This window comes from Streptantibioticus parmotrematis (assembly GCF_019890615.1).
Classification (GTDB): domain Bacteria; phylum Actinomycetota; class Actinomycetes; order Streptomycetales; family Streptomycetaceae; genus Streptantibioticus_D; species Streptantibioticus_D parmotrematis.
On the sequence record NZ_JAINVZ010000001.1, the window covers coordinates 1 to 17,806 of the forward strand.

Below are 17,806 nucleotides of genomic sequence, written 5' to 3' on the forward strand. Positions count from 1 at the left end.
AAGATGAGCTCCCTCGGGAGGCTGTCGCCCATAGCTGCCCTTCCGTTGGCGAGTACCGAGCCATCTTCGCCCGACCTGAGGCAATCCTTCATCTCATTTCGTTAGGAGTTCTAAGCGGGGAAGGGTACTCTCCGCCTTCCATGACCGAACAGGACGACAACGAGGCCTTGTTGATGGCCTGTGGTCCGAGGGTTCGGCGAGATGCGGGACCAACCCCGCGGGCGCGGGGAGCACCTAAGCGTTTGACCAGGGGAAGGCCCGACCTTGGGACCAACCCCGCGGGCGCGGGGAGCACCATCTCTAAGCCCGACCCCGACGGCTTGGATGGGGACCAACCCCGCGGGCGCGGGGAGCACAGGGCCTGGCCAGCAAGTTTAGTCCGGTGGGTGCCTGTTTTTGCTCGCCTCTAGAGAAACGGGCAATAGGCGCATTTTGCCCTCGCTCGGATGCCGTCTCCCATAACGTCGGTACTCTGCCAGCCTGCTTCCGTCTTTGCAGGTCTGAGGTGCGGCGGTCTTGTCGGCTGGGCGGGCCATGTGGTGGTCGCTGTCGTTGATCGGGTTCATGCGGCCGCTGGTCGGGCCGACGGCTGGGCGCTGGACGTACTTGATGATGTCGATCGGGTCTTCCAGGTCCCGGGGCTGCCGCATGAGGCGGTCCAGGTCGTAGAAGGTGACGCCGTCGATGGCTCCGGCCGCGAGGTCGGCGAGGAGTTGGCGGAACTTGGGGTGGATGACGACCCAGTCGATCGTGCCGTCGGGTCGGATCACCTTGCGCTTCTTGAAGGCGGGGGTGTCGTTCTCCCGGTAGATCTTGGCGAAAGGGCCCTGTGCTGGCGGTCCACGCCTGCTTCCAGTCCGTAGCGGTCGGACGAGATGCGCAGGTAGGTGCCTGGGCGTTTCGGCAGGAGGGCTGACAGCTGGTCGTGGAGGTTGAGGGTGATGCGGCGGCCCACGGCCTGGGCGGGGATGTCTGGTTCGTTCCACAAAGTGTGCGTGGGCACGGTGGATCTCAGCTCCGGTGTTCGTGGCTTCCGGTACCGGTCGCCTTCCAGCCGCCGCTGGTGCGATCTGTCGTTGGGGTGCGTGGCCACCTGCGTGGATACTGGGCCTCATGCGCGTTGACTTTGATCCTGAGGTCCTGGACAGGAACTCCTTCTACAAGCTGCTGACCGCCGTCGTGGTGCCCCGGCCGATCGCCTGGGTGTCGACGGTGGACCCGGACACGGGAGCGGCGAACCTCGCCCCGCACTCCTTCTTCAACGTGGCGTGCGTCAGTCCGCCCATCGTGCAGTTCTCCTCCGTGGGCCGTAAGGACTCCCTGCGCAACATCGAGGAGACCGGGGAGTTCGTGGTCAGCCTCGCACCGGAGCACCTCTTCGAGCAGGTCAACGCCACCGGCACCGACTTCCCGCACGGGGTCAGCGAGTTCGACGAGGTCGGCATCGCCCGGGAGCCCAGCAGCCGGGTCAAGCCGCCCCGGGTGGCGGCCTCGCCCGTGGCGCTGGAGTGCGTCCTGCACAGCACCGTCCGGCTCGGCGACTCCACCGTCGTCTTCGGCCGCGTCGTGCACGCCGCCGTGTCCGAGGCGGTCATGACCGACGGGCAGCCCGACATCCGCCTGATGCGACCGCTGACCAGGCTCGGCAAGGAGGAGTGGGGCACCCTCGGCGACGTGCTGGAGATCTCCCGCATCCGTTACGCGGACTGGCCCGGCCACCGCGCCGAGTAACCCTCCGGCGACCGCCCCTCAGCGCCGCGCCCGCGCCAGCCACGCGCGGACGCGGGCGCTGCGGGCGACCGGGAGCGCGAGCAGGGCGGGTACCGCGATGACCGCCAGCGCGATCAGGAAGGCGGGGGAGCCGGGGGAGGCGGCGCGGCTGCCCGCGACGACGTACGCCATCGTGTTGGGCACGCTGCCCAGCGCCGTTCCCACGAGGAACGGCACACACCGCATGCGGGAGAACGCGGCGCAGTAGTTCGCCGCCGCGAACGGCACGCCCGGCAGCAGCCGCATCGCCAGCGTGCTGCGCAGCCCGTGCTCGCTCAACTGCCGGTCCGCGCCCAGCAGCAGGCGCCCCCGCAGCAACGGACGCAGCGCCTCGCGGCCCAGCAGCCGCCCCAGGCAGAACGCGGCCCCCGCGCCCAGCACCGTTCCGGCCACCGCGGCCACCGTGCCCGCCTCCGCTCCCAGCATCACCCCCGCCGCCAGGTTCAGCAGCGGGCGCGGTGCGAAGGCCACGGTGCACACCGCGTACACCACCGTGAAGCACACGAGTCGCACCGGGCCACCCGCGCCCAGCAGCCGCTGCGGATGCCAGACCAGGACCGCCACCGACGCCGCCACGAGCAGGGCCACCAGCAGCCCCAGCCGCACGAGGGCGTGGGCGCGGACACGGACCCGGGAGGGCGGAAGGGCGACGGCGACAGGCACCCCGGCAGCTTAGCGGCGGACGCCCGGCGCCCCCGACGCCGAGTCCGCGGGCGCCCGCGCCGATCCAGCGGGCGCCTGCGCCGATCCAGCGGGCGCCCGCGCCGAAAACCGTTCGCCAACCGCCGCCCCGCGCACGATCATTGACGCCATGTCCCGGTACGCCATCGCCGCCACGTCCGCAGTCGCGGACTCGCCGCGGGCTGCCGTCGTGTCCCTCCCGGACCCGGACCCCGCCGCCGCACCCGCGGCCGTGCACCCCGGTGCACCCGCCCTCGCGTACCCCGCCGCCCACGTGGCCGCGTACGCAGCCGACGGCGCCCGAAGCTGACCCTTCCCGGACATTCCGCGGACCCCGCAGGGGGAGGGTCGGACGGGCTCCAGGGGTTCGCCGTCACACTTCGGAATTCCGGGAAGGAACCATGCCCAAGCAGGCGTACGTGCGCACCAAGCCGCACCTCAACATCGGCACCATGGGCCACGTCGACCACGGCAAGACCACGCTGACCGCCGCCATCACCAAGGTGCTCAGCGACCGCGGCACCGGCAGCTTCGTGCCGTTCGACCGCATCGACAAGGCCCCGGAGGAGTCCGCGCGCGGCATCACCATCAACATCGCGCACGTCGAGTACGAGACCGAGACCCGGCACTACGCCCACGTCGACATGCCCGGACACGCCGACTTCGTCAAGAACATGATCACCGGCGCCGCCCAGCTCGACGGCGCGGTGCTGGTGGTCTCGGCGCTGGACGGGATCATGCCGCAGACCGCGGAGCACGTCCTGCTCGCCCGCCAGCTCGGCGTCGAGCACGTCGTCGTCGCGCTCAACAAGGCCGACGCGGGCGACCCTGAGCTGACCGACCTGGTCGAGCTGGAGGTGCGCGAACTGCTCACCGCCCAGGGGTATCCGGGTGAGACCACCCCGGTGGTGCGGGTCTCCGGGCTGCGCGCGCTGGAGGGCGACCCGCGGTGGACGGCGGCGATCGAGGCGCTGCTCGACGCGGTGGACACGTTCGTGCCGGTGCCGACGCGCTACACCGACGCGCCGTTCCTGATGCCGGTGGAGAACGTGCTGACCATCACCGGTCGCGGCACGGTCGTCACCGGTGCCGTCGAGCGCGGCACCGTGCGGGTCGGCGACCGGGTCGAGGTGCTCGGCGCCGGGATCGAGAGCGTCGTCACGGGCCTGGAGACCTTCGGCAAGCCCATGGAGTCCGCCGAGGCGGGCGACAACGTGGCGTTGCTGCTGCGCGGGGTGCAACGCGAGACGGTGCGGCGCGGGCACGTGGTCGCCGCGCCCGGCAGCGTCGAGCCGGGTGACCGCTTCACCGCCCGGGTGTACGTGCTGCCCGCGGCGCAGGGCGGGCGGCGCACCCCGATCGGCAGCGGCTACCGCCCGCAGTTCTACATCAGGACCGCGGACGTCGTCGGGGACGTGGACCTCGGCGTCGCGGGGGTCGCGCGGCCCGGCGAGACCGTCGAGATGACGGTGACGCTGGGGCGGCCGGTGCCGCTGGAGCCGGGCCTCGGCTTCGCCGTCCGCGAGGGCGGCCGTACCGTCGGTGCGGGCACCGTGACCGCCGTCGGCTGACGGCACCCGCCCGCTCCCACCGTCCGTACGAACGGGCGGTGGGAGCGGCGGCCGCGGGCACGTGCCGGAGAATGGTCCCGTGGACGCCACCGGCGCGGACGACCCCCGCACCCCCGAAGACCCTCGCACCCCCGAGGACACCCGCACCCCCGTCGTCCGGGAGGTGGACTTCGGCACGGCCAGGCTGCTGCCCGACGTCGACCGGCCGCGCGCCTGGCTGCTGACGGTCGACGGCGCCCCGCAGTCGTACGTCGACCTCGACGACCCCGGGCACCTGGAGTTCGAGTACGTCCGCAGGCTGGCGTTCGCGCTGGACGCCGCCGCCGAGCCCGGCCGCCCGCTGGACGTGGCACACCTGGGCGGCGGAGCGCTCTGCCTGCCCCGCTACGTGGCGGCCACCCGCCCCGGATCGCGCCAGCACGCCGTCGAGGCCGACGCGGGCCTGCTGCGGCTGGTGACGGAACACCTCCCGCTGGACGCGGCGGCCGGCGTCACCACGCACCACGCCGACGCCCGCGACTGGATCGAGCGGGCACCCGACGCCTGCGCCGACGTCGTCGTCGCCGACGTCTTCGGCGGCTCCCGGGTGCCCGCCCGCCTGACGTCGCTGGAGTACGCGCGCCACGCGGCCCGGGTCGTGCGACCCGGCGGGCTGTACCTGGCGAACCTCGCCGACGCGGCACCCTTCGACTTCCTGCGCCCGCAGATCGCCACCGTCTCGGCGGTCTTCTCCCACGCCTGCCTGCTCGCGGAGCCCGCCGTGCTGCGCGGACGCCGCTTCGGCAACGCCGTCCTCGTCGCGGGCCACGGGGAGTTGCCGATCGCCGAGCTGGCCAGGAGCGCGGCCTCCGACGTCTTCCCGGCCCGCGTCGAGCACGGCGCGGCGCTCAGGCGGCTCGCGGCCGGGGCCCGGCCGGTCGCGGACGACACGGCGGTCGCGTCCCCCGAGCCGCCCAAGGGCGCGTTCCGCGTGGGATGAGGCCGGTCACGCCTGCTCCAGGTGGATTCCCGCTTCCCCTTCCTCACGCGCCATCCGGGTCTCGGTCTCCACGTCGATCGAGCGGGCCAGCCACCAGTACAGGAGTCCGGAGACCGGAAGACCGATGAACAGCGAGATGTCCGCGCCGCCCAGCGCCTTCGCGGCCGGACCGGTGTAGAGGGTGCCGACGGCGAAGAACGGCGTCATGGCCGCGAATCCCACCAAGTAGCTCACGATGCCGCGCCACCCCCAACGCCCGTAGATCCCACGGGGGTTGAAGATCTCGGCGATGACGTAGTGGCCGCGCCTGACCACGTAGTAGTCCATCAGGTTGACCGCGGTCCACGGGATGAACAGGTAGAGCACCAGAAGCAGGAAGTTGTTGAAGTCCGCCAGGAAGTGCGAGGTGGCGGCCAGCGCGCCGACCACCGACAGCGCCGCGGTGAGGCCGAGCGTCAGCACTCGCATCCGCAGCGTCGGCCGCACCTTGCGCAACGAGTCGAAGGCGCTGATCAACGTGAGCGAGCCGCCGTACATGTTGAGCGCGGTCACGGACACCAGCCCCAGGGCGGCGAAGACCAGCACGACCGCGCCGAAGCCGTCGAACACCTTGTCGCCCGCCGCGTTGATGGAGGCGATGGTGTCGAAGTCCTTGCCCGCCCAGGCGGCCAGCAGCGTGCCGAGGATCATCAGCCAGGCGCCGCCGAGCGCCGAGCCGAAGTACGTCCAGTAGAACGTCTTGCGCACCGTCACACCCGGCGGCAGGTAGCGCGAGTAGTCGGAGACGTAGATGGCCCAGCTGATCTGGTAACCGGCGACCACCCCGAACTGGGCGAGGAACGGCGTCCACTTGAAGCCGCCCAGGTCGAACGAGCCCGCCGGGTAGTGCAACGTGCACAGCACACCGACGGTGAACACACCGAAGATCAGCAGGAAGGCGTACGTGAGGAACTGCTCGGCGCGGTGGATGATGTCGTAGCCGACGAGGGCGATGACCAGGGCGATCAGGGTGATGACGACGACCCACGTCTTCACGTTGCCGTGCGCCGTCTTTCCCATCGCCTGACCGGCCAGGATGGTGTTGAAGACGTTGAACCCCGCGTACTGCACGTACGCGAAGAGCCACACCAGCAGGGCGCCGACGTAGCCGAACTGCGGGCGGGACTGGATCATTTGGGGCAGACCGAGCTGCGGCCCCTGGGCGGAGTGGAACGCCATGAAGAAGGTGCCCAGCAGGGTGCCGGCGACGATCGCGATGAGCGACCAGATGAGGTTGCCGCCGGTGGTGATGCTGGTCAGCCCCACCGCGAGGGTGGCGATCTGCGCGTTCGACATGAACCACAGCGGCCCCAGGTGCCACAGCTTGCCATGCCGCTCCGCCAGCGGAACGTAGTCGATCGAACGGGTCTCACAACCTGTGACCCGTGGCTCGGATGTCGCCACCGCCGCCTCCTTGCGCGAGGACCCAGCACGGATGAAGCACGTATGGAGGCACATTCATTCGTGTCGGAGCCCGCAGGTCAAGGGGTGTGGACGGCTTGGGCGAGGAAGATCGGGGCGGCGTACGGCAGTTGGCCGCCCCGATCGGTTCCGGCCACGTGGATCAGCGCGTCACGGGATGGTGCGCAGGCTCTGCTCGATGGTCTGCACGGTCTGCGGCGGGACGGCGCCGGACACGCCCGTCGAGGTCCACAGCACCCATTCGTCGAGCTGGTTGTCGCTGCCGAGCCAGGTGATGTCGTAGGCGGTGCCGTCCGTCGCGCACTTGTTGGACTTGGGCACCGACGTCTCCGTCGCCGTCGCCACGTAGCCCTTGATGCCGTGGGAGTTGCTGAACGGCTTCGCCGCGCTGTAGGCCAGCTTGCCCTTGTCCTTCGCCTTGAGGTCGGCGAAGGCGTAGTACACCCACTGCGCGGCCATGTCCTGGGCGGCGCCCGAGACGCTCTTGGCGCCGGAGATGCCGTTGGTGCCGGTGCCCGCCAGGCTGTTGTCCTGGTCGCCGCACCACCCGTTCTTGTACTGGGCGGGGCTGTCGGCCCTGACCGCCGGATTGCCCTTCTCGTCCTCGAAGCCGATGACGGTGTCCTCGCTCGGGATCTGCCAGCCCGGCGGCACGTCGAAGGCCACCTTGCGGTCGCCGTTCGCCACGACCTGCCAGCCGGGCACCACGGGCTTGACGTCCGTGCCGCTGCCGCGCGGGCCCGCGTCGTCCGGGTCGCTCGGCTGCGGGTCCGCCGGATTCGCGGCGGCGGGGGTGGACGCCGACGCGGAGGCCGGTGCCTTGGCCTCGGCCTTCTTGTGGCCTCCGCCGAGCAGGAACACGGCGCCCACGCCCGCCGCGATCACCGCGACGGCAGCCGTGACGGCGATGGCGGCGGTGCGGCCGCGGTTGCCACCGGGCGGCTTGAGCGGTGTCGTCGGCGGCCCGGACGGCGCACCCCACTGCGAGTGCTGCCCGTAGCCGCCGCCGTAGCCCGGCTGCGGCTGCTGCTGGGGGTAGCCGTACGTGGGCCCGAACCCCGGCTGCGCCTGCGGCGGTTGGCCCTGCGCAGGCGGGCCCTGCGGCGGCTGACCGTAGCCGGGCTGCGGCGGCGGCCCGAAGCCCTGCGGGGGCTGCCCGTACGGAGACGGTCCCTGGGGCGGCGGGCCCTGGGCGGGGGCGCCGTACGGGGGCTGGGCGCCGCCGGGCGGCGGGGGCGGGGGACCCTGCGGGTTCCACTGGGGATTGGACTGAGGGTCGGACTGGGGGTTCCCCTCCGGACGCTGCTGTCCCTCGGGCTGCTGTTCTCCGGGCCACATGGCGCCAGACCTTACGGGGCCCGGGCGGTTCCGGCCACGGGCGCCCCCTGACACCGTGGCTACTCATTGGTAACATGCGGCCATGTCTGACACCCTGCCGTCGATCGGCGAGCTGCTGACGGCCACTGTGCCGATGGTCCGTACGCTCAACCTGGAGTACGTCGAGACCACCCCCGAGCGTGCCGTTCTGCGGCTGCCCGACCAGCCCGACTACCACAACCACATCGGCGGCCCGCACGCCGGCGCGATGTTCACCCTCGCCGAGTCGGCGAGCGGCGCGATCGTGCTGGCCGCCTTCGGCGATCAGCTGAGCCGTGCCGTGCCGCTGGCCGTGCGGTCCGAGATCGCGTTCAAGAAGGTCGCCAAGGGCGTGGTCACCGCGACCGCCACCCTGGGCCGCCCGATCGGCGAGGTCGTCGCGCAGCTCGACGCGGGGGAGCGCCCCGAGTTCCCCGTCGAGGTGGCCATCACCCGCGAGGACGGCGCCGTCAGCGGCGAGATGCACATCGTCTGGACGCTGCGCCCCAACTCCTGAGCGCGCCGACTCCCGCGTGCGGCAGGGTCCTTCACGGGCCAGTACGACACGTTCCACGGGCGAGGCCCGTGCCCGCCGACCGGCGGACACGGGCCTCGCTCTGCACTTTTTGTTCCCCGATCACCCGGCGGGGAGCACCGGGTGGCCGCTGTGGACCGCTGGGGCTCGCTCAGTCCTGGTTGTCCCAGGCGCTGAAGCCCGAGCCGGCGCCGTACATGCTGTCGGCGACCAGGTGGTCACCCGGGTCGTTGATGGCGACGTGGTCGCCCGCGATGAAGCCGGCCCAACCCTTGGCACCACGCTGGTGGCAGTTGTGGTGAACGGGCTTCGGCTTGTGGCAGGGGTGGTGCCACAGGCTGTTCGCGCTGGCGACGCCTGCGCCGCCCAGCGTGATCGCGGCAGCGGCGGCGACGGCGGCGACGGCACGGGGCAGAGAACGGGACACGTGGCCTCCAAGAGGTGTGTGCGACCCGTCGCCTGGCAGCGGCGGGTGCGGTACGCACGCCACTGACTGTCACCCCTGCGGGGTGGGCATATGCCTGTTTCCTGGGCTCTTCATCCCGATGGCCGCCTTCCGTTGGACTGCCGGAGGGTTTTGCGCATATCTGCCGTCCGGCCGCCTCCCGGGTTTGGTCATCCGGGTTCCGGGCGGCCCGGGGCCGTGCCGGCGGCGGTCACGGCCGCGACGCAGAAGGCACCGGCCGCGAGCAGGGCCGCCAGGTGCAGCCCGGCCAGCGGGCGGCTCGCCGCGACACTGCCGAACAGGGCGACGCCGAGGGCGCTGCCGACCTGGCGGGCGGCGTTGAGACCGGCCGCGGCGGCACCGCTGCGTCCGTCCGGAGCGGACTCCATCACCGCGGTCGTCGCGGCGGGCATGGCGAAGGACGTGCCGAGCCCCGACAACGCCATCGGCGCCACCAGCACCGCGTACGGCGTGTGCGGCCCGGCGAGCAGCCATCCGGCCAGCCCCGCGGCGCCGGTCAGCAGTCCCGCCGTCATCGGCAGCCTGGGCCCGGTACGCGCCGCGAGCCTCCCCGAGACGAAGGACGACCCGGCCATCACCACGAACATCGGCAGCAGCGCGAGCCCCGCGTCCAACGGCCCGTAGCCGCGCTGCCGTTGGAAGTAGAGCGTGGCGAGGAACAGCAGCCCGTAGAAGCCGAGGTTCAGCAGGAGGCCGACCGTGCAACCGCCCGACAGACCGAGCCGCCGGGCCCGCTCCCGCCGCGATTCCCGTTCCCCGCGCACCGGTTCCCGACGCCACCGCCTGGCCGCCCGCTCGCCACGCCGCCGTGCGCCGCCCCGCGCCGACGGCACCGCGCACCCCAGGCTCAGCACGCCGCCGGCCAGGCAGCCCAGCACCAGCGGGTCCGACCAGCCGCGCGCACCGGCCTCGTTGAGTCCACCGGTCACCGCGGCCAGCCCCGCCACGCACGCCAGTTGCGGGACCACGGCGACGCGCGCACCGCGATCCGGGCCGGGAGACGGCACGTACCGCCGGGTCAGCACCAGCGCCAGCAGGGCGAACGGGAGGTTGACCAGGAACACCGCACGCCAGCTCAGTCCCCACACGGCCAGCCCGCCCACCAGCGGACCGGCGGCGGCACCCAGGCCGGACACCGCGCCCCAGACCCCGAACGCCCTTGCCCGGGCGGCCGGTTCGCGATAGGCGGCGCGCAGCAGGGCGAGTGAGGCGGGCACCATCAGCGCCGCGCCCACCCCCTGCGCCAGCCGGGCCGCCACCAACGCGGTGGCCGTCGTGGACACCCCGCAGGCCGCCGAGGCGGCGCCGAACACCAGCAGTCCCGCGACGAACGCCCGGCGGTGCCCGAAGCGGTCGCCCAAGGCGCCGCACGGCAGCATCAGGCAGGCGAACACCAGCGTGTAGCCGTCCACGATCCACTGGAGCGACGAGGACCCGGCGCGCAGCGCGGTGCCGATCGACGGCACGGCCACGGTGACCACGGTGACGTCGAGGATCACCATGAAGAACCCCAGCGAGACCGCCAGCAGCGGCAGCCAGGGCGCGGGCTCGCGGCCGTCCGGCCGGGGCGTCGTACGCGGGGGAGTGCGGTCGTGTTCTCGTGCGGTGGTCATGGGACCACGATGGCGCCGGGACGCTTCGCCCCGGCCCGAAGCATGGGCGCCTCGACTCGGCGCACGCCACGCCGCCCGGTCCCGGCACGCTTCGGTCCCCGTCGAAACGTGTGCCGCCTACGCTGGAGGAATGGACACGAACACCGCCGACCGGGTGGAGCGCGAGGCAGACGTCGCTGCCGTCGCCGCCGTGTTCGGGGACGCCTCGCGGGTGCGAGTGCTGCTCGCCCTCGGCGACGGGCGGCAACTGCCCGCGAGCGTCCTGGCCGCCGAGGCAGGAGTGTCCCCTTCCACGGTGAGCGCGCACCTGGCCAGGCTGCTTCAGGCCGGACTCGTCACCGTCGCCAGCCACGGGCGCCACCGCTACTACCGGCTCAGCGGCCCCGACGTCTCCGACGTGCTGGAGGCGCTGGCCCGGGTGGCCCCGCCCAAGACGGTGCGGTCGCTGCGGGAGGGAACCCGCGCCGCCCAGCTGCGCCGCTGCCGCACCTGCTACGACCACCTCGCCGGGCGGCTCGGGGTGGCGCTGATGGACGCCCTGCTGGAACGCGGCGTGCTCACCGGCGGCGACGGCGTCTACCGTCCCGAACGCGCCGACCACGACCGGCCGTCCGCGCCCGGGCAGGACGCCCACTACCGCGTCACCCCCGAGGGCCACCGATTCCTCGCCGACTTCGGCGTCGATCCCGGCCGGCTCCCGCGCCGCGGGCCCGTGATCCGCTACTGCGTCGACTGGAGCGAGCAGCGCCACCACCTCTCCGGCGCACTGGGCGCGGCCCTGACCGGGCGGTTCTTCGCGCTGGAGTGGATCAGGCGGGGAGAGGCGCGGCGGGTGGTGCGCGTGACCGACGCCGGCCGCGAGGGGCTGGTGAGCGCCTTCGGCCTCGCCGAGGACTGGGACACGCCCGAACGGGTGTCGGGCCGCGCCTGAAACGGGTGTCGGGCCGCGCTTGAGGGGCACTTGTGCGGCGTCCCGTGCGTTTCCGGTACGTACCGCGTTCGCTTAGGCTTCCGGACGACCGGCCGTACGCCGGGAGGGCGCCGCGGCACCGAGCCGCCGGGACGTCGGCGGTCCGGGCGCGCGAGGCCCGGTGACCAGGGAGGAAGCGGCCTTGCACGTACAGGAGTGGCTCCAGCACATTCCGCCGGTCGTGGTCTACGTGGTGGTGGCCGCGGTCATCGGGGTGGAGAGCCTCGGCATTCCACTGCCGGGCGAGATCGTGCTGGTCAGCGCCTCGCTGCTGGCGGTGGGCCATACCGTCGACCCGCTCGCGGTGGGCGCCTCCGCGGTCGTGGGCGCGGTGATCGGCGACTCCATCGGCTACGCGATCGGCCACCGGTACGGCAAGGCGATCTTCGAACGGCTGGGGCGGAGATTCCCCAAGCACTTCGGCCCCGACCACATTGCCAAGGCCGAACGGTCCTTCCAGCGCTGGGGGATGTGGGCGGTCTTCTTCGGCCGGTTCATCGCCTTCCTGCGGATCTTCGCCGGACCACTGGCGGGCGTGCTGCGCATGCCGTACTGGAAGTTCCTCACGGCGAACCTGCTGGGCGGCATCGCCTGGGCCGGCGGCACCACGGCCGCCGTCTACTACGTGGGCGTGGTCGCGGAGAAGTGGCTCAAGGACATCTCCTACGTGGGCCTGGCCGCCGCCCTCGTGGCCATCGCGGCGGGCGTGGCGATCGCCTGGCGCCGGTCGAAGGCGAAGGCCGCCGGGCGGCACGGCGAGGACGACGGCGACGACAGCGACGAACACCGCACGCGGAGGGTGGGCGTGGGGGAGTGACGTAGGCGGTCGGCGTGACGGAGTGACGCGGGCGGGGTCGGCCTGGGCAAAGCGCCCCGACCTCTGTCGTGGGCCCGGGCCTTTCGCGGTCCGGGCCTTCGCTTGCGCCGCTCAGGCCCGCGGCGTCTCCCGCGCGTCCTCCATCGCCTCGCGGTGCGCACGCGCCAGTCCCACGTAGTGCTCCGCGTTGATCCGCACCATCTCCCGCTCCTCGTCGGTCAGTTGCCGCCTGACCTTGGCGGGGACGCCCGCGACCAGCGAACCGGGCGGCACCTGCGTCCCCTGCGGGACGAGCGCCTGGGCCGCGACGAGCGAACCGGCGCCGATCCGGGCTCCGTTGAGGACGGTGGCACCCATGCCGATCAGCACGTCGTCCTCCACCACGCACCCGTGCAGCACGGCGTTGTGGCCGACCGAGACCCGCTCGCCCACGACCGCGGGGAAGCCGGGATCGGCGTGCACGGTGCAGTTGTCCTGGATGTTGCTGCCGGCGCCGATGGTGACGCGCTCGCAGTCGCCGCGCAGCACCGCGTGGTACCAGGCGCTGGACCCGGCCGCCATCGCCACCTCGCCGACCACCACCGACGTCGGCGCGGTGAACGCCTCGGGGTCCACCGCGGGCGCACGTCCCGCCACGGCCGCTACCAGTGCCTTGTCCGTCATGCGGGTCACCGTAGCGCGGAGGCGCTGGCGTACGGTGTGCGGGTGCCGAAGAACAGAAACGTGTTCTCATCCCTGACCGCGTGGCGCCGCCGGGCCGCCACGCGGCTGGTGCACCGGGCCGACCGCTGGGTGCGGGAGACCGCGTCGATCAGCGCCGAACGCCCCGGCCCCTACGCGTTCGCGGGCATCGGCGCCGGGACCCGGCTGGCCTATCCGCAGGGCACGATCTTCGGCGAACGCTGGATCGAACTCGGGGCGTGCTGCATCATCGCCGAGCAGGTCACGCTGACCGTCGGGATGATGCCGGGCCAGGAGTTCGGCCCCGAGCCCCTGCTGCGGCTGGGCGACGGCGTGGTGCTCGGGCGCGGCAGTCACGTGGTCGCCTCGGAGTCCGTGGTCTTCGGCGACAACGTCTTCTGCGGCCCGTACGTCTACGTGACCAGCGACAACCACTCCTACGACGACCCCGAGCAGGCGATCGGCCACCAGTGGCCGCGCAGCGCGCCGGTGGAGATCGGCGCGGGCAGCTGGCTGGGCGTGGGCGCCGTCGTCCTGCCCGGCGCCCGCATCGGCCGCAACGTGGCCGTCGCCGCCGGCGCGGTCGTACGCGGCGAGATCCCGGACCACTCGGTGGTGGCCGGCGCACCGGCCCGGGTCGTGCGCCGGTGGGATCCGGCCGACGGCTGGCAGCCCCCGCTGCGCACCCCCGCCCCCGTGCCGCTGCCGGACGGCATCACGGCAGCGCAACTCGCGGCCCTCGCGGAGCTGGAGGAAGCCCAGCTCAAGGAGGCGGAACGGGACGCGGGAGCGGACGCCTCCGACGTGGACAGCGCAGCCCCCGCGGGCTCCTGAAGCGAGGACCGGGCTTCCGCGAGCGAGGGCCGGACTTCCGCGCGGCGGGCGTGTCAGCCCGCCGCCAGCAGCACCGACCCCGCCACCGCGAGCCCCGCCCGGCGGCCTGCAGTACGAGCAGTCGTTCCTTGAGCACCCCGCGCGCGGCCAGCGCCGTCACCACGGGATACAACGAGGCCAGGACCGCGGCGACGGTCACCGGGCCGCTGCGCGCCGCGAGCGCGTAGCACCCGTTGGCGGCCACGTCGGCGAGGCCCACGAAGGCGAGCGCGGGCATTCTGCGGACCACCTCGGACAGCCCGCCGTCCGGCAGCGCGGGCGCGCCCCGCCGGACCGAGACCGCCAGCGCCGTGCCGCCGACCGCCACGTTGCACAGGCGCTGCACGAACAGCGCGAGGAACAGCCCGGTCACGTTCACCGACGCCTCGGCGATCAGTGCCATCACCGCGCCGAACCCCACCGCCGCCGTCAGCGTCAGCGCGACGGTCCTGCGCTGCACCGGCGCGCCGCGCAACTGGGGGCCACCGGCCAGTACGACGCCAACCACGGCGACCAGGATGCCCGCGTACTGGACGAGCCCGGGCCGCTCCCCGAGCGCCAGACCCACCCCGACCGGCACCGCCACGCCGACCGTCGCCAGCGGCGAGACCACGCCCATCGGACCGAGGGCCAGCGCCCGGTAGAAGCACAGCATCGCCGCCGGGCCGACCACGCCCGCCGCGACCGCGAACCACAGCCGGGGTCCCGCCTCGCTCCAGCCGCCCGTGCCCAGCACCACCGCCCCCAGCACCACGACCGCGGCGGCCTGCGAGACCACGACGACGGTCAGCGCCGGAACGCGTCGGGTCAGCAGCCCGCCGCCGAAGTCGGCGAAACCCCAGAGCAGGCTGGTGGCCAGAGCGAAGACCGCGGTCACGGGACAACCTCGCAGTACAGTGTGATGAACGATGGAGTGCACTCCACGGTAGTGCAATGGCGTGCATTACGCCATACAAAATATTGCACCAGCGTGGGCGTGTGCACGGTCCGATCTGCGATCTTGGGGATGATAGGTGCCGGATCTCGATGTGGTCGCGCAGGCGCTCGCGCGCAACCTGAAGCGGCTGCGCCAGGAACGCGGATACTCGCTCGACGCCCTCGCAGGCCGGTCGGGGGTGAGCCGCGGCATGATCATCCAGATCGAGCAGGCCCGCACCAACCCCAGCATCGGCACGGTCGTCCGCGTCGCCGACGCCCTCGGTCTGAGCATCGCCCGCCTGCTGGACTACGCGGACAGCCCCACCGTGCGCCTGGTCCCGGCCGACCGGGCGCTGCGGCTCTGGGAGACCCCGGCCGGCAGCCACGGCACCCTCCAGGCGGGAGCCGAGGCACCGGGCCCGCTGGAGATGTGGTCCTGGCGGATCATGCCGGGGGAGGGCCACGACTCCGACCCGCACCCGGCCGGCACGACCGAACTGATCAGAGTGGACGCGGGCGTCCTCACCCTCGTGGTGGACGGCGAGGAGCACCTCGTCCCCGCGGGCACCACCGCGAGCTTCGAGGCGAGCGGCCCGCACGGCTACCACAACGCAGGACCGGAACCTGCCGAGATGACCATGGCGATCTCCGTGCCCGCGCCGCGCTGACTCCGGTGAGCACGGCGGCTGTTAGCGTGCGGGGCATGCCCGCACCCATCGGCGACTTCGACGAAGCCCCGCCCGCCACCGAGTGCCTCGACCTCCTCGCGCCGCCGGTCGCCGCCGTCCTGCGCGCCTGGCCCGGTCCGGTCCCCGTCGAGCGGGTGCGGTACGTGGACACCGACCCGGCCAACGCCGACACCGCGGTCTTCGGCGAGGTCTACGGGGTGCCGCCCGAGCAGTCCGCCAACTGCGTCGTCGTCGCGGGCAAGCGGGGCCAGGACGTCACGCTCGCCGGATGCGTCGTCCTCGCCCACACCCGCGCCGACGTCAACGGACTCGTCCGCCGCCATCTCGGCGCTCGCAAGGCCTCGTTCGCCGCGATGGACACCGCGGTGGGCGAGACGGGAATGGAGTACGGCGGCATCTCCCCGATCGGGCTCCCGGACGACTGGCCGCTGCTGATCGACGCCGCGGTCACGTCCACCCCCTACGTGGTGGTCGGCAGTGGCAGGCGGCGCGGCAAGCTGCTCGTACCCGGCGAGGCGCTGGCCGCACTGCCCGGCGCCGTCGTGCTGGAAGGACTCGGCGGCTGAGCGGCCCACCCCGACACGTCCAGCGACAGCGCCGTCGAGTGCTCGGCGAAGCCCATCACCCGGTACATGCCCTCCGCCTCCGCCGTCGCGTGCAGGTCGACCCGGGTGACGCCCTGCTCGGCGAACCAGCACAGCAACGCCTCGGTCGTCGCCCGTGCGTAGCCGCGGCCGCGGTGCGCCGGATCGGTGCAGACGTTGAAGACGAAGCCGAACCGGCCGGTCGGGTGCGAGGGCGCGGGCAGGCGCTGCTCGACCGTCCCGACCGCGCAGGCGGCGAGCCCCGCGCCGGGCCCTGCGTCCACCACGAAGGCGCCGAGGCGAGGGGTGGACGGCTCGCCGGGGGCGGCGGCGAGCATCGACCGGATCAGCTCGATGCCGGTCCGCTCCCAACGCCCGTGCTCGGCATGGCCGTTCATCGCCTCGAACATCAGCCGTCGCAACCGCATGAGTTCCGACGCGTCCGCGGGCCCCGCGCTCCGTACCGTGTGCATGCCCGGACGGTAACCTCCCGGAGGGTCGGTCGTCAGCCGGATTCCGGCAGGCCCAGCCGGGGTATCTCGATGGCCGGGCAGCGGTCCATGACCATCTCCAGGCCCGCGGCACGGGTCCGTTCGTACGCCGCCTCGTCGATCACGCCCAGCTGGAACCAGACCGCCCTCGCGCCGATCGCGACCGCCTCGTCCGCGACGCCGCCGGCCAGGTCGGAGTTGACGAAGACGTCCACCACGTCGACCGGGAACGGTATCTCCGCCAGCGACGCGTAGCCGCGCTCGCCGTGCACCGTCTCCGCCTTCGGATGCACCGGAACGATGCGCTTGCCGTACCGCTGGAGCGTCCGGGCCACGCCGTACGCAGCGCGCCGCTCGTTGCCGGAGAGCCCCACCACCGCCCAGGTGTCGCCGGTCGCGGTGAGGATCCTGCGGACGGTCCCGTCCTCGTCGCCGCCGAAACCGTGACCCTGCCCGGGAACGCCGCCCCCGCGTCCCCCTTGGCGTCCGTCCGTCCCGTTCATGTCGCTTCCTCCAGCCCCACAGGTATGTCCCTCATCTCTCCACGCCCGGAAAACGAACCGCGCGCCCTGGCCATTCCCGGCGCCGCGTCACCCGAAATGACGAATTACGCTGGGACGATGCAGGAGCAGTACGAGACGGTCGCCCATGAGGGCGTGCACGAGACCGAGGTCAACCGGTCCCGCTTCCTCTGCGCGCTCGCGCCCGCGGCGACCGAGGACGAGGCCCAGGACTTCGTCCGCCGGGTCCGTGCCGAACACCCGGGCGCGAACCACAACTGCTTCGCGTACGTCATCGGCGCCGACGCCTCCGTGCAGAAGGCGAGCGACGACGGCGAGCCCGGCGGCACGGCCGGGGTGCCGATGCTCCAGATGCTGATGCGCCGCGACATCCGCTACGCGGTGGCCGTCGTCACCCGGTACTTCGGCGGCGTGAAACTCGGTGCGGGCGGGCTGATCCGCGCGTACGGCGGGGCGGTCGGCGAGGCGCTGGACACCCTCGGCACCGTCACCCGGCGCAGGTACCGGCTCGGCACCGTCAAGGTGGACCACGCCCTGGCGGGCCGCCTGGAGAACGACCTGCGCTCCACCGGCCGCGCGGTGCGCGCTGTCCGCTACGGCGAGGCGGTCGCCATCGAGGTCGGCCTCTCGGAGGCGGACCTCGACGCCTTCCGCTCCTGGCTCGCCGACGCGAGCGCCGGCACGGCGACGTTCGACCTCGGCGGGGAGGCGTACGGGACGGTCTGAGCCGGCGCGCGGTGGGCGGTGCGCGGTGCGAGGAGACCGGCGCGTGCGCCCAGCGCGCGACTCCGGTGCTCTGTGTCCGCCCCCGCATGCCCCCGCAGGACACG

The 17,806-nt window shown here is 72.9% G+C and carries 19 protein-coding genes and 1 pseudogene; 10 read left to right on the forward strand and 10 right to left on the reverse strand.

Going from position 1 to position 17,806, the window contains the following annotated elements:
• Positions 1 to 374: 374 nt before the first annotated feature.
• Entirely contained in the window at positions 375 to 770 is a 396-nt protein-coding gene (locus tag K7472_RS33340) for a recombinase family protein (protein WP_222972737.1), read from the reverse strand.
• Positions 771 to 1,113: 343 nt separating this feature from the next.
• On the opposite strand from K7472_RS33340, the gene K7472_RS00010 reads away from it, so the two are divergent.
• A complete protein-coding gene (locus K7472_RS00010; RefSeq protein ID WP_222972739.1) occupies positions 1,114 to 1,731 on the forward strand; it encodes a flavin reductase family protein in 618 nt (205 codons plus the stop codon).
• A gap of 18 nt (positions 1,732 to 1,749) precedes the next feature.
• Here the strand turns inward: K7472_RS00010 and K7472_RS00015 are convergent, their stop codons facing one another.
• Complete coding sequence (locus K7472_RS00015; protein ID WP_222972740.1) at positions 1,750 to 2,433, reverse strand: TVP38/TMEM64 family protein; 684 nt, start codon at positions 2,431 to 2,433, stop codon at positions 1,750 to 1,752.
• A gap of 419 nt (positions 2,434 to 2,852) precedes the next feature.
• Between K7472_RS00015 and tuf the strand changes: the two genes are divergently transcribed.
• Together tuf and K7472_RS00025 are read left to right on the forward strand one after the other, a co-directional pair.
• The gene (tuf, locus tag K7472_RS00020; protein ID WP_222972742.1) at positions 2,853 to 4,022 is read left to right on the forward strand and encodes an elongation factor Tu; all 1,170 of its coding nucleotides are present in this window, start codon (positions 2,853 to 2,855) and stop codon (positions 4,020 to 4,022) included.
• 79 nt (positions 4,023 to 4,101) lie between these two features.
• Positions 4,102 to 5,001, forward strand: coding sequence for a spermidine synthase (locus K7472_RS00025; RefSeq protein WP_222972745.1), 900 nt, complete (start codon positions 4,102 to 4,104; stop codon positions 4,999 to 5,001).
• A 6-nt stretch (positions 5,002 to 5,007) separates the two neighbouring features.
• Here the strand turns inward: K7472_RS00025 and K7472_RS00030 are convergent, their stop codons facing one another.
• Both K7472_RS00030 and K7472_RS00035 read right to left on the reverse strand, forming a co-directional pair.
• On the reverse strand, positions 5,008 to 6,444 hold the full coding sequence (locus K7472_RS00030) for a purine-cytosine permease family protein (protein ID WP_308013699.1): 1,437 nt from the start codon (positions 6,442 to 6,444) through the stop codon (positions 5,008 to 5,010).
• Positions 6,445 to 6,612: 168 nt separating this feature from the next.
• Positions 6,613 to 7,800 carry a DUF8017 domain-containing protein gene (locus K7472_RS00035; RefSeq protein ID WP_222972749.1) on the reverse strand — a complete coding sequence of 396 codons (1,188 nt, stop codon included), beginning with the start codon at positions 7,798 to 7,800 and terminating at the stop codon, positions 6,613 to 6,615.
• Between the two features lie 82 nt (positions 7,801 to 7,882).
• On the opposite strand from K7472_RS00035, the gene K7472_RS00040 reads away from it, so the two are divergent.
• On the forward strand, positions 7,883 to 8,335 hold the full coding sequence (locus K7472_RS00040; protein WP_109449247.1) for a DUF4442 domain-containing protein: 453 nt from the start codon (positions 7,883 to 7,885) through the stop codon (positions 8,333 to 8,335).
• Between the two features lie 169 nt (positions 8,336 to 8,504).
• Here K7472_RS00040 and K7472_RS00045 read toward each other — a convergent pair whose 3' ends face one another.
• On the reverse strand, positions 8,505 to 8,780 hold the full coding sequence (locus tag K7472_RS00045; RefSeq protein WP_222972751.1) for a hypothetical protein: 276 nt from the start codon (positions 8,778 to 8,780) through the stop codon (positions 8,505 to 8,507).
• Positions 8,781 to 8,968: 188 nt separating this feature from the next.
• On the reverse strand, positions 8,969 to 10,432 hold the full coding sequence (locus K7472_RS00050; RefSeq protein WP_222972753.1) for an MFS transporter: 1,464 nt from the start codon (positions 10,430 to 10,432) through the stop codon (positions 8,969 to 8,971).
• Positions 10,433 to 10,562: 130 nt separating this feature from the next.
• On the opposite strand from K7472_RS00050, the gene K7472_RS00055 reads away from it, so the two are divergent.
• Together K7472_RS00055 and K7472_RS00060 are read left to right on the forward strand one after the other, a co-directional pair.
• A complete protein-coding gene (locus tag K7472_RS00055; protein WP_222972756.1) occupies positions 10,563 to 11,363 on the forward strand; it encodes an ArsR/SmtB family transcription factor in 801 nt (266 codons plus the stop codon).
• Positions 11,364 to 11,544: 181 nt separating this feature from the next.
• The gene (locus tag K7472_RS00060) at positions 11,545 to 12,219 is read left to right on the forward strand and encodes a DedA family protein (protein ID WP_222972758.1); all 675 of its coding nucleotides are present in this window, start codon (positions 11,545 to 11,547) and stop codon (positions 12,217 to 12,219) included.
• A gap of 111 nt (positions 12,220 to 12,330) precedes the next feature.
• Here the strand turns inward: K7472_RS00060 and K7472_RS00065 are convergent, their stop codons facing one another.
• Positions 12,331 to 12,882, reverse strand: coding sequence for a gamma carbonic anhydrase family protein (locus K7472_RS00065; protein ID WP_222972760.1), 552 nt, complete (start codon positions 12,880 to 12,882; stop codon positions 12,331 to 12,333).
• 42 nt (positions 12,883 to 12,924) lie between these two features.
• Between K7472_RS00065 and K7472_RS00070 the strand changes: the two genes are divergently transcribed.
• Positions 12,925 to 13,734: an acyltransferase gene (locus K7472_RS00070; RefSeq protein ID WP_222972761.1), complete on the forward strand. Its 810-nt coding sequence runs from the start codon at positions 12,925 to 12,927 to the stop codon at positions 13,732 to 13,734.
• A gap of 53 nt (positions 13,735 to 13,787) precedes the next feature.
• Here K7472_RS00070 and K7472_RS00075 read toward each other — a convergent pair.
• Positions 13,788 to 14,650 (reverse strand): annotated as a pseudogene (locus K7472_RS00075) (EamA family transporter).
• A gap of 136 nt (positions 14,651 to 14,786) precedes the next feature.
• Between K7472_RS00075 and K7472_RS00080 the strand changes: the two are divergent.
• Together K7472_RS00080 and K7472_RS00085 are read left to right on the forward strand one after the other, a co-directional pair.
• Complete coding sequence (locus K7472_RS00080; protein ID WP_222972762.1) at positions 14,787 to 15,359, forward strand: helix-turn-helix domain-containing protein; 573 nt, start codon at positions 14,787 to 14,789, stop codon at positions 15,357 to 15,359.
• A gap of 35 nt (positions 15,360 to 15,394) precedes the next feature.
• Positions 15,395 to 15,946, forward strand: coding sequence for a YbaK/EbsC family protein (locus tag K7472_RS00085; protein WP_222972763.1), 552 nt, complete (start codon positions 15,395 to 15,397; stop codon positions 15,944 to 15,946).
• On the opposite strand, the gene K7472_RS00090 is transcribed toward K7472_RS00085, so the two are convergent.
• On the reverse strand, positions 15,841 to 16,437 hold the full coding sequence (locus K7472_RS00090) for a GNAT family N-acetyltransferase (RefSeq protein WP_222972764.1): 597 nt from the start codon (positions 16,435 to 16,437) through the stop codon (positions 15,841 to 15,843). The genes K7472_RS00085 and K7472_RS00090 overlap by 106 nt on opposite strands.
• A 32-nt stretch (positions 16,438 to 16,469) precedes the next feature.
• The gene (locus K7472_RS00095) at positions 16,470 to 16,958 is read right to left on the reverse strand and encodes a CoA-binding protein (RefSeq protein ID WP_222972766.1); all 489 of its coding nucleotides are present in this window, start codon (positions 16,956 to 16,958) and stop codon (positions 16,470 to 16,472) included.
• Positions 16,959 to 17,075: 117 nt separating this feature from the next.
• Between K7472_RS00095 and K7472_RS00100 the strand changes: the two genes are divergently transcribed.
• Positions 17,076 to 17,702, forward strand: coding sequence for a YigZ family protein (locus K7472_RS00100; RefSeq protein WP_222972767.1), 627 nt, complete (start codon positions 17,076 to 17,078; stop codon positions 17,700 to 17,702).
• Positions 17,703 to 17,806: the final 104 nt, after the last annotated feature.

Excerpts from the sequence above, each read along its gene's own strand:
- K7472_RS00040 (WP_109449247.1), top strand. The coding sequence starts at position 7,883 with ATGTCTGACACCCTGCCGTCGATCGGCGAGCTGCTGACGGCCACTGTG.
- K7472_RS00055 (WP_222972756.1), top strand. The coding sequence starts at position 10,563 with ATGGACACGAACACCGCCGACCGGGTGGAGCGCGAGGCAGACGTCGCT.
- K7472_RS00010 (WP_222972739.1), top strand. The coding sequence starts at position 1,114 with ATGCGCGTTGACTTTGATCCTGAGGTCCTGGACAGGAACTCCTTCTAC.
- K7472_RS00090 (WP_222972764.1), bottom strand. The coding sequence starts at position 16,437 with ATGCACACGGTACGGAGCGCGGGGCCCGCGGACGCGTCGGAACTCATG.
- K7472_RS00085 (WP_222972763.1), top strand. The coding sequence starts at position 15,395 with ATGCCCGCACCCATCGGCGACTTCGACGAAGCCCCGCCCGCCACCGAG.
- K7472_RS00095 (WP_222972766.1), bottom strand. The coding sequence starts at position 16,958 with ATGAACGGGACGGACGGACGCCAAGGGGGACGCGGGGGCGGCGTTCCC.
- K7472_RS00035 (WP_222972749.1), bottom strand. The coding sequence starts at position 7,800 with ATGTGGCCCGGAGAACAGCAGCCCGAGGGACAGCAGCGTCCGGAGGGG.
- K7472_RS00050 (WP_222972753.1), bottom strand. The coding sequence starts at position 10,432 with ATGACCACCGCACGAGAACACGACCGCACTCCCCCGCGTACGACGCCC.
- K7472_RS00100 (WP_222972767.1), top strand. The coding sequence starts at position 17,076 with ATGCAGGAGCAGTACGAGACGGTCGCCCATGAGGGCGTGCACGAGACC.
- K7472_RS00065 (WP_222972760.1), bottom strand. The coding sequence starts at position 12,882 with ATGACGGACAAGGCACTGGTAGCGGCCGTGGCGGGACGTGCGCCCGCG.
- tuf (WP_222972742.1), top strand. The coding sequence starts at position 2,853 with ATGCCCAAGCAGGCGTACGTGCGCACCAAGCCGCACCTCAACATCGGC.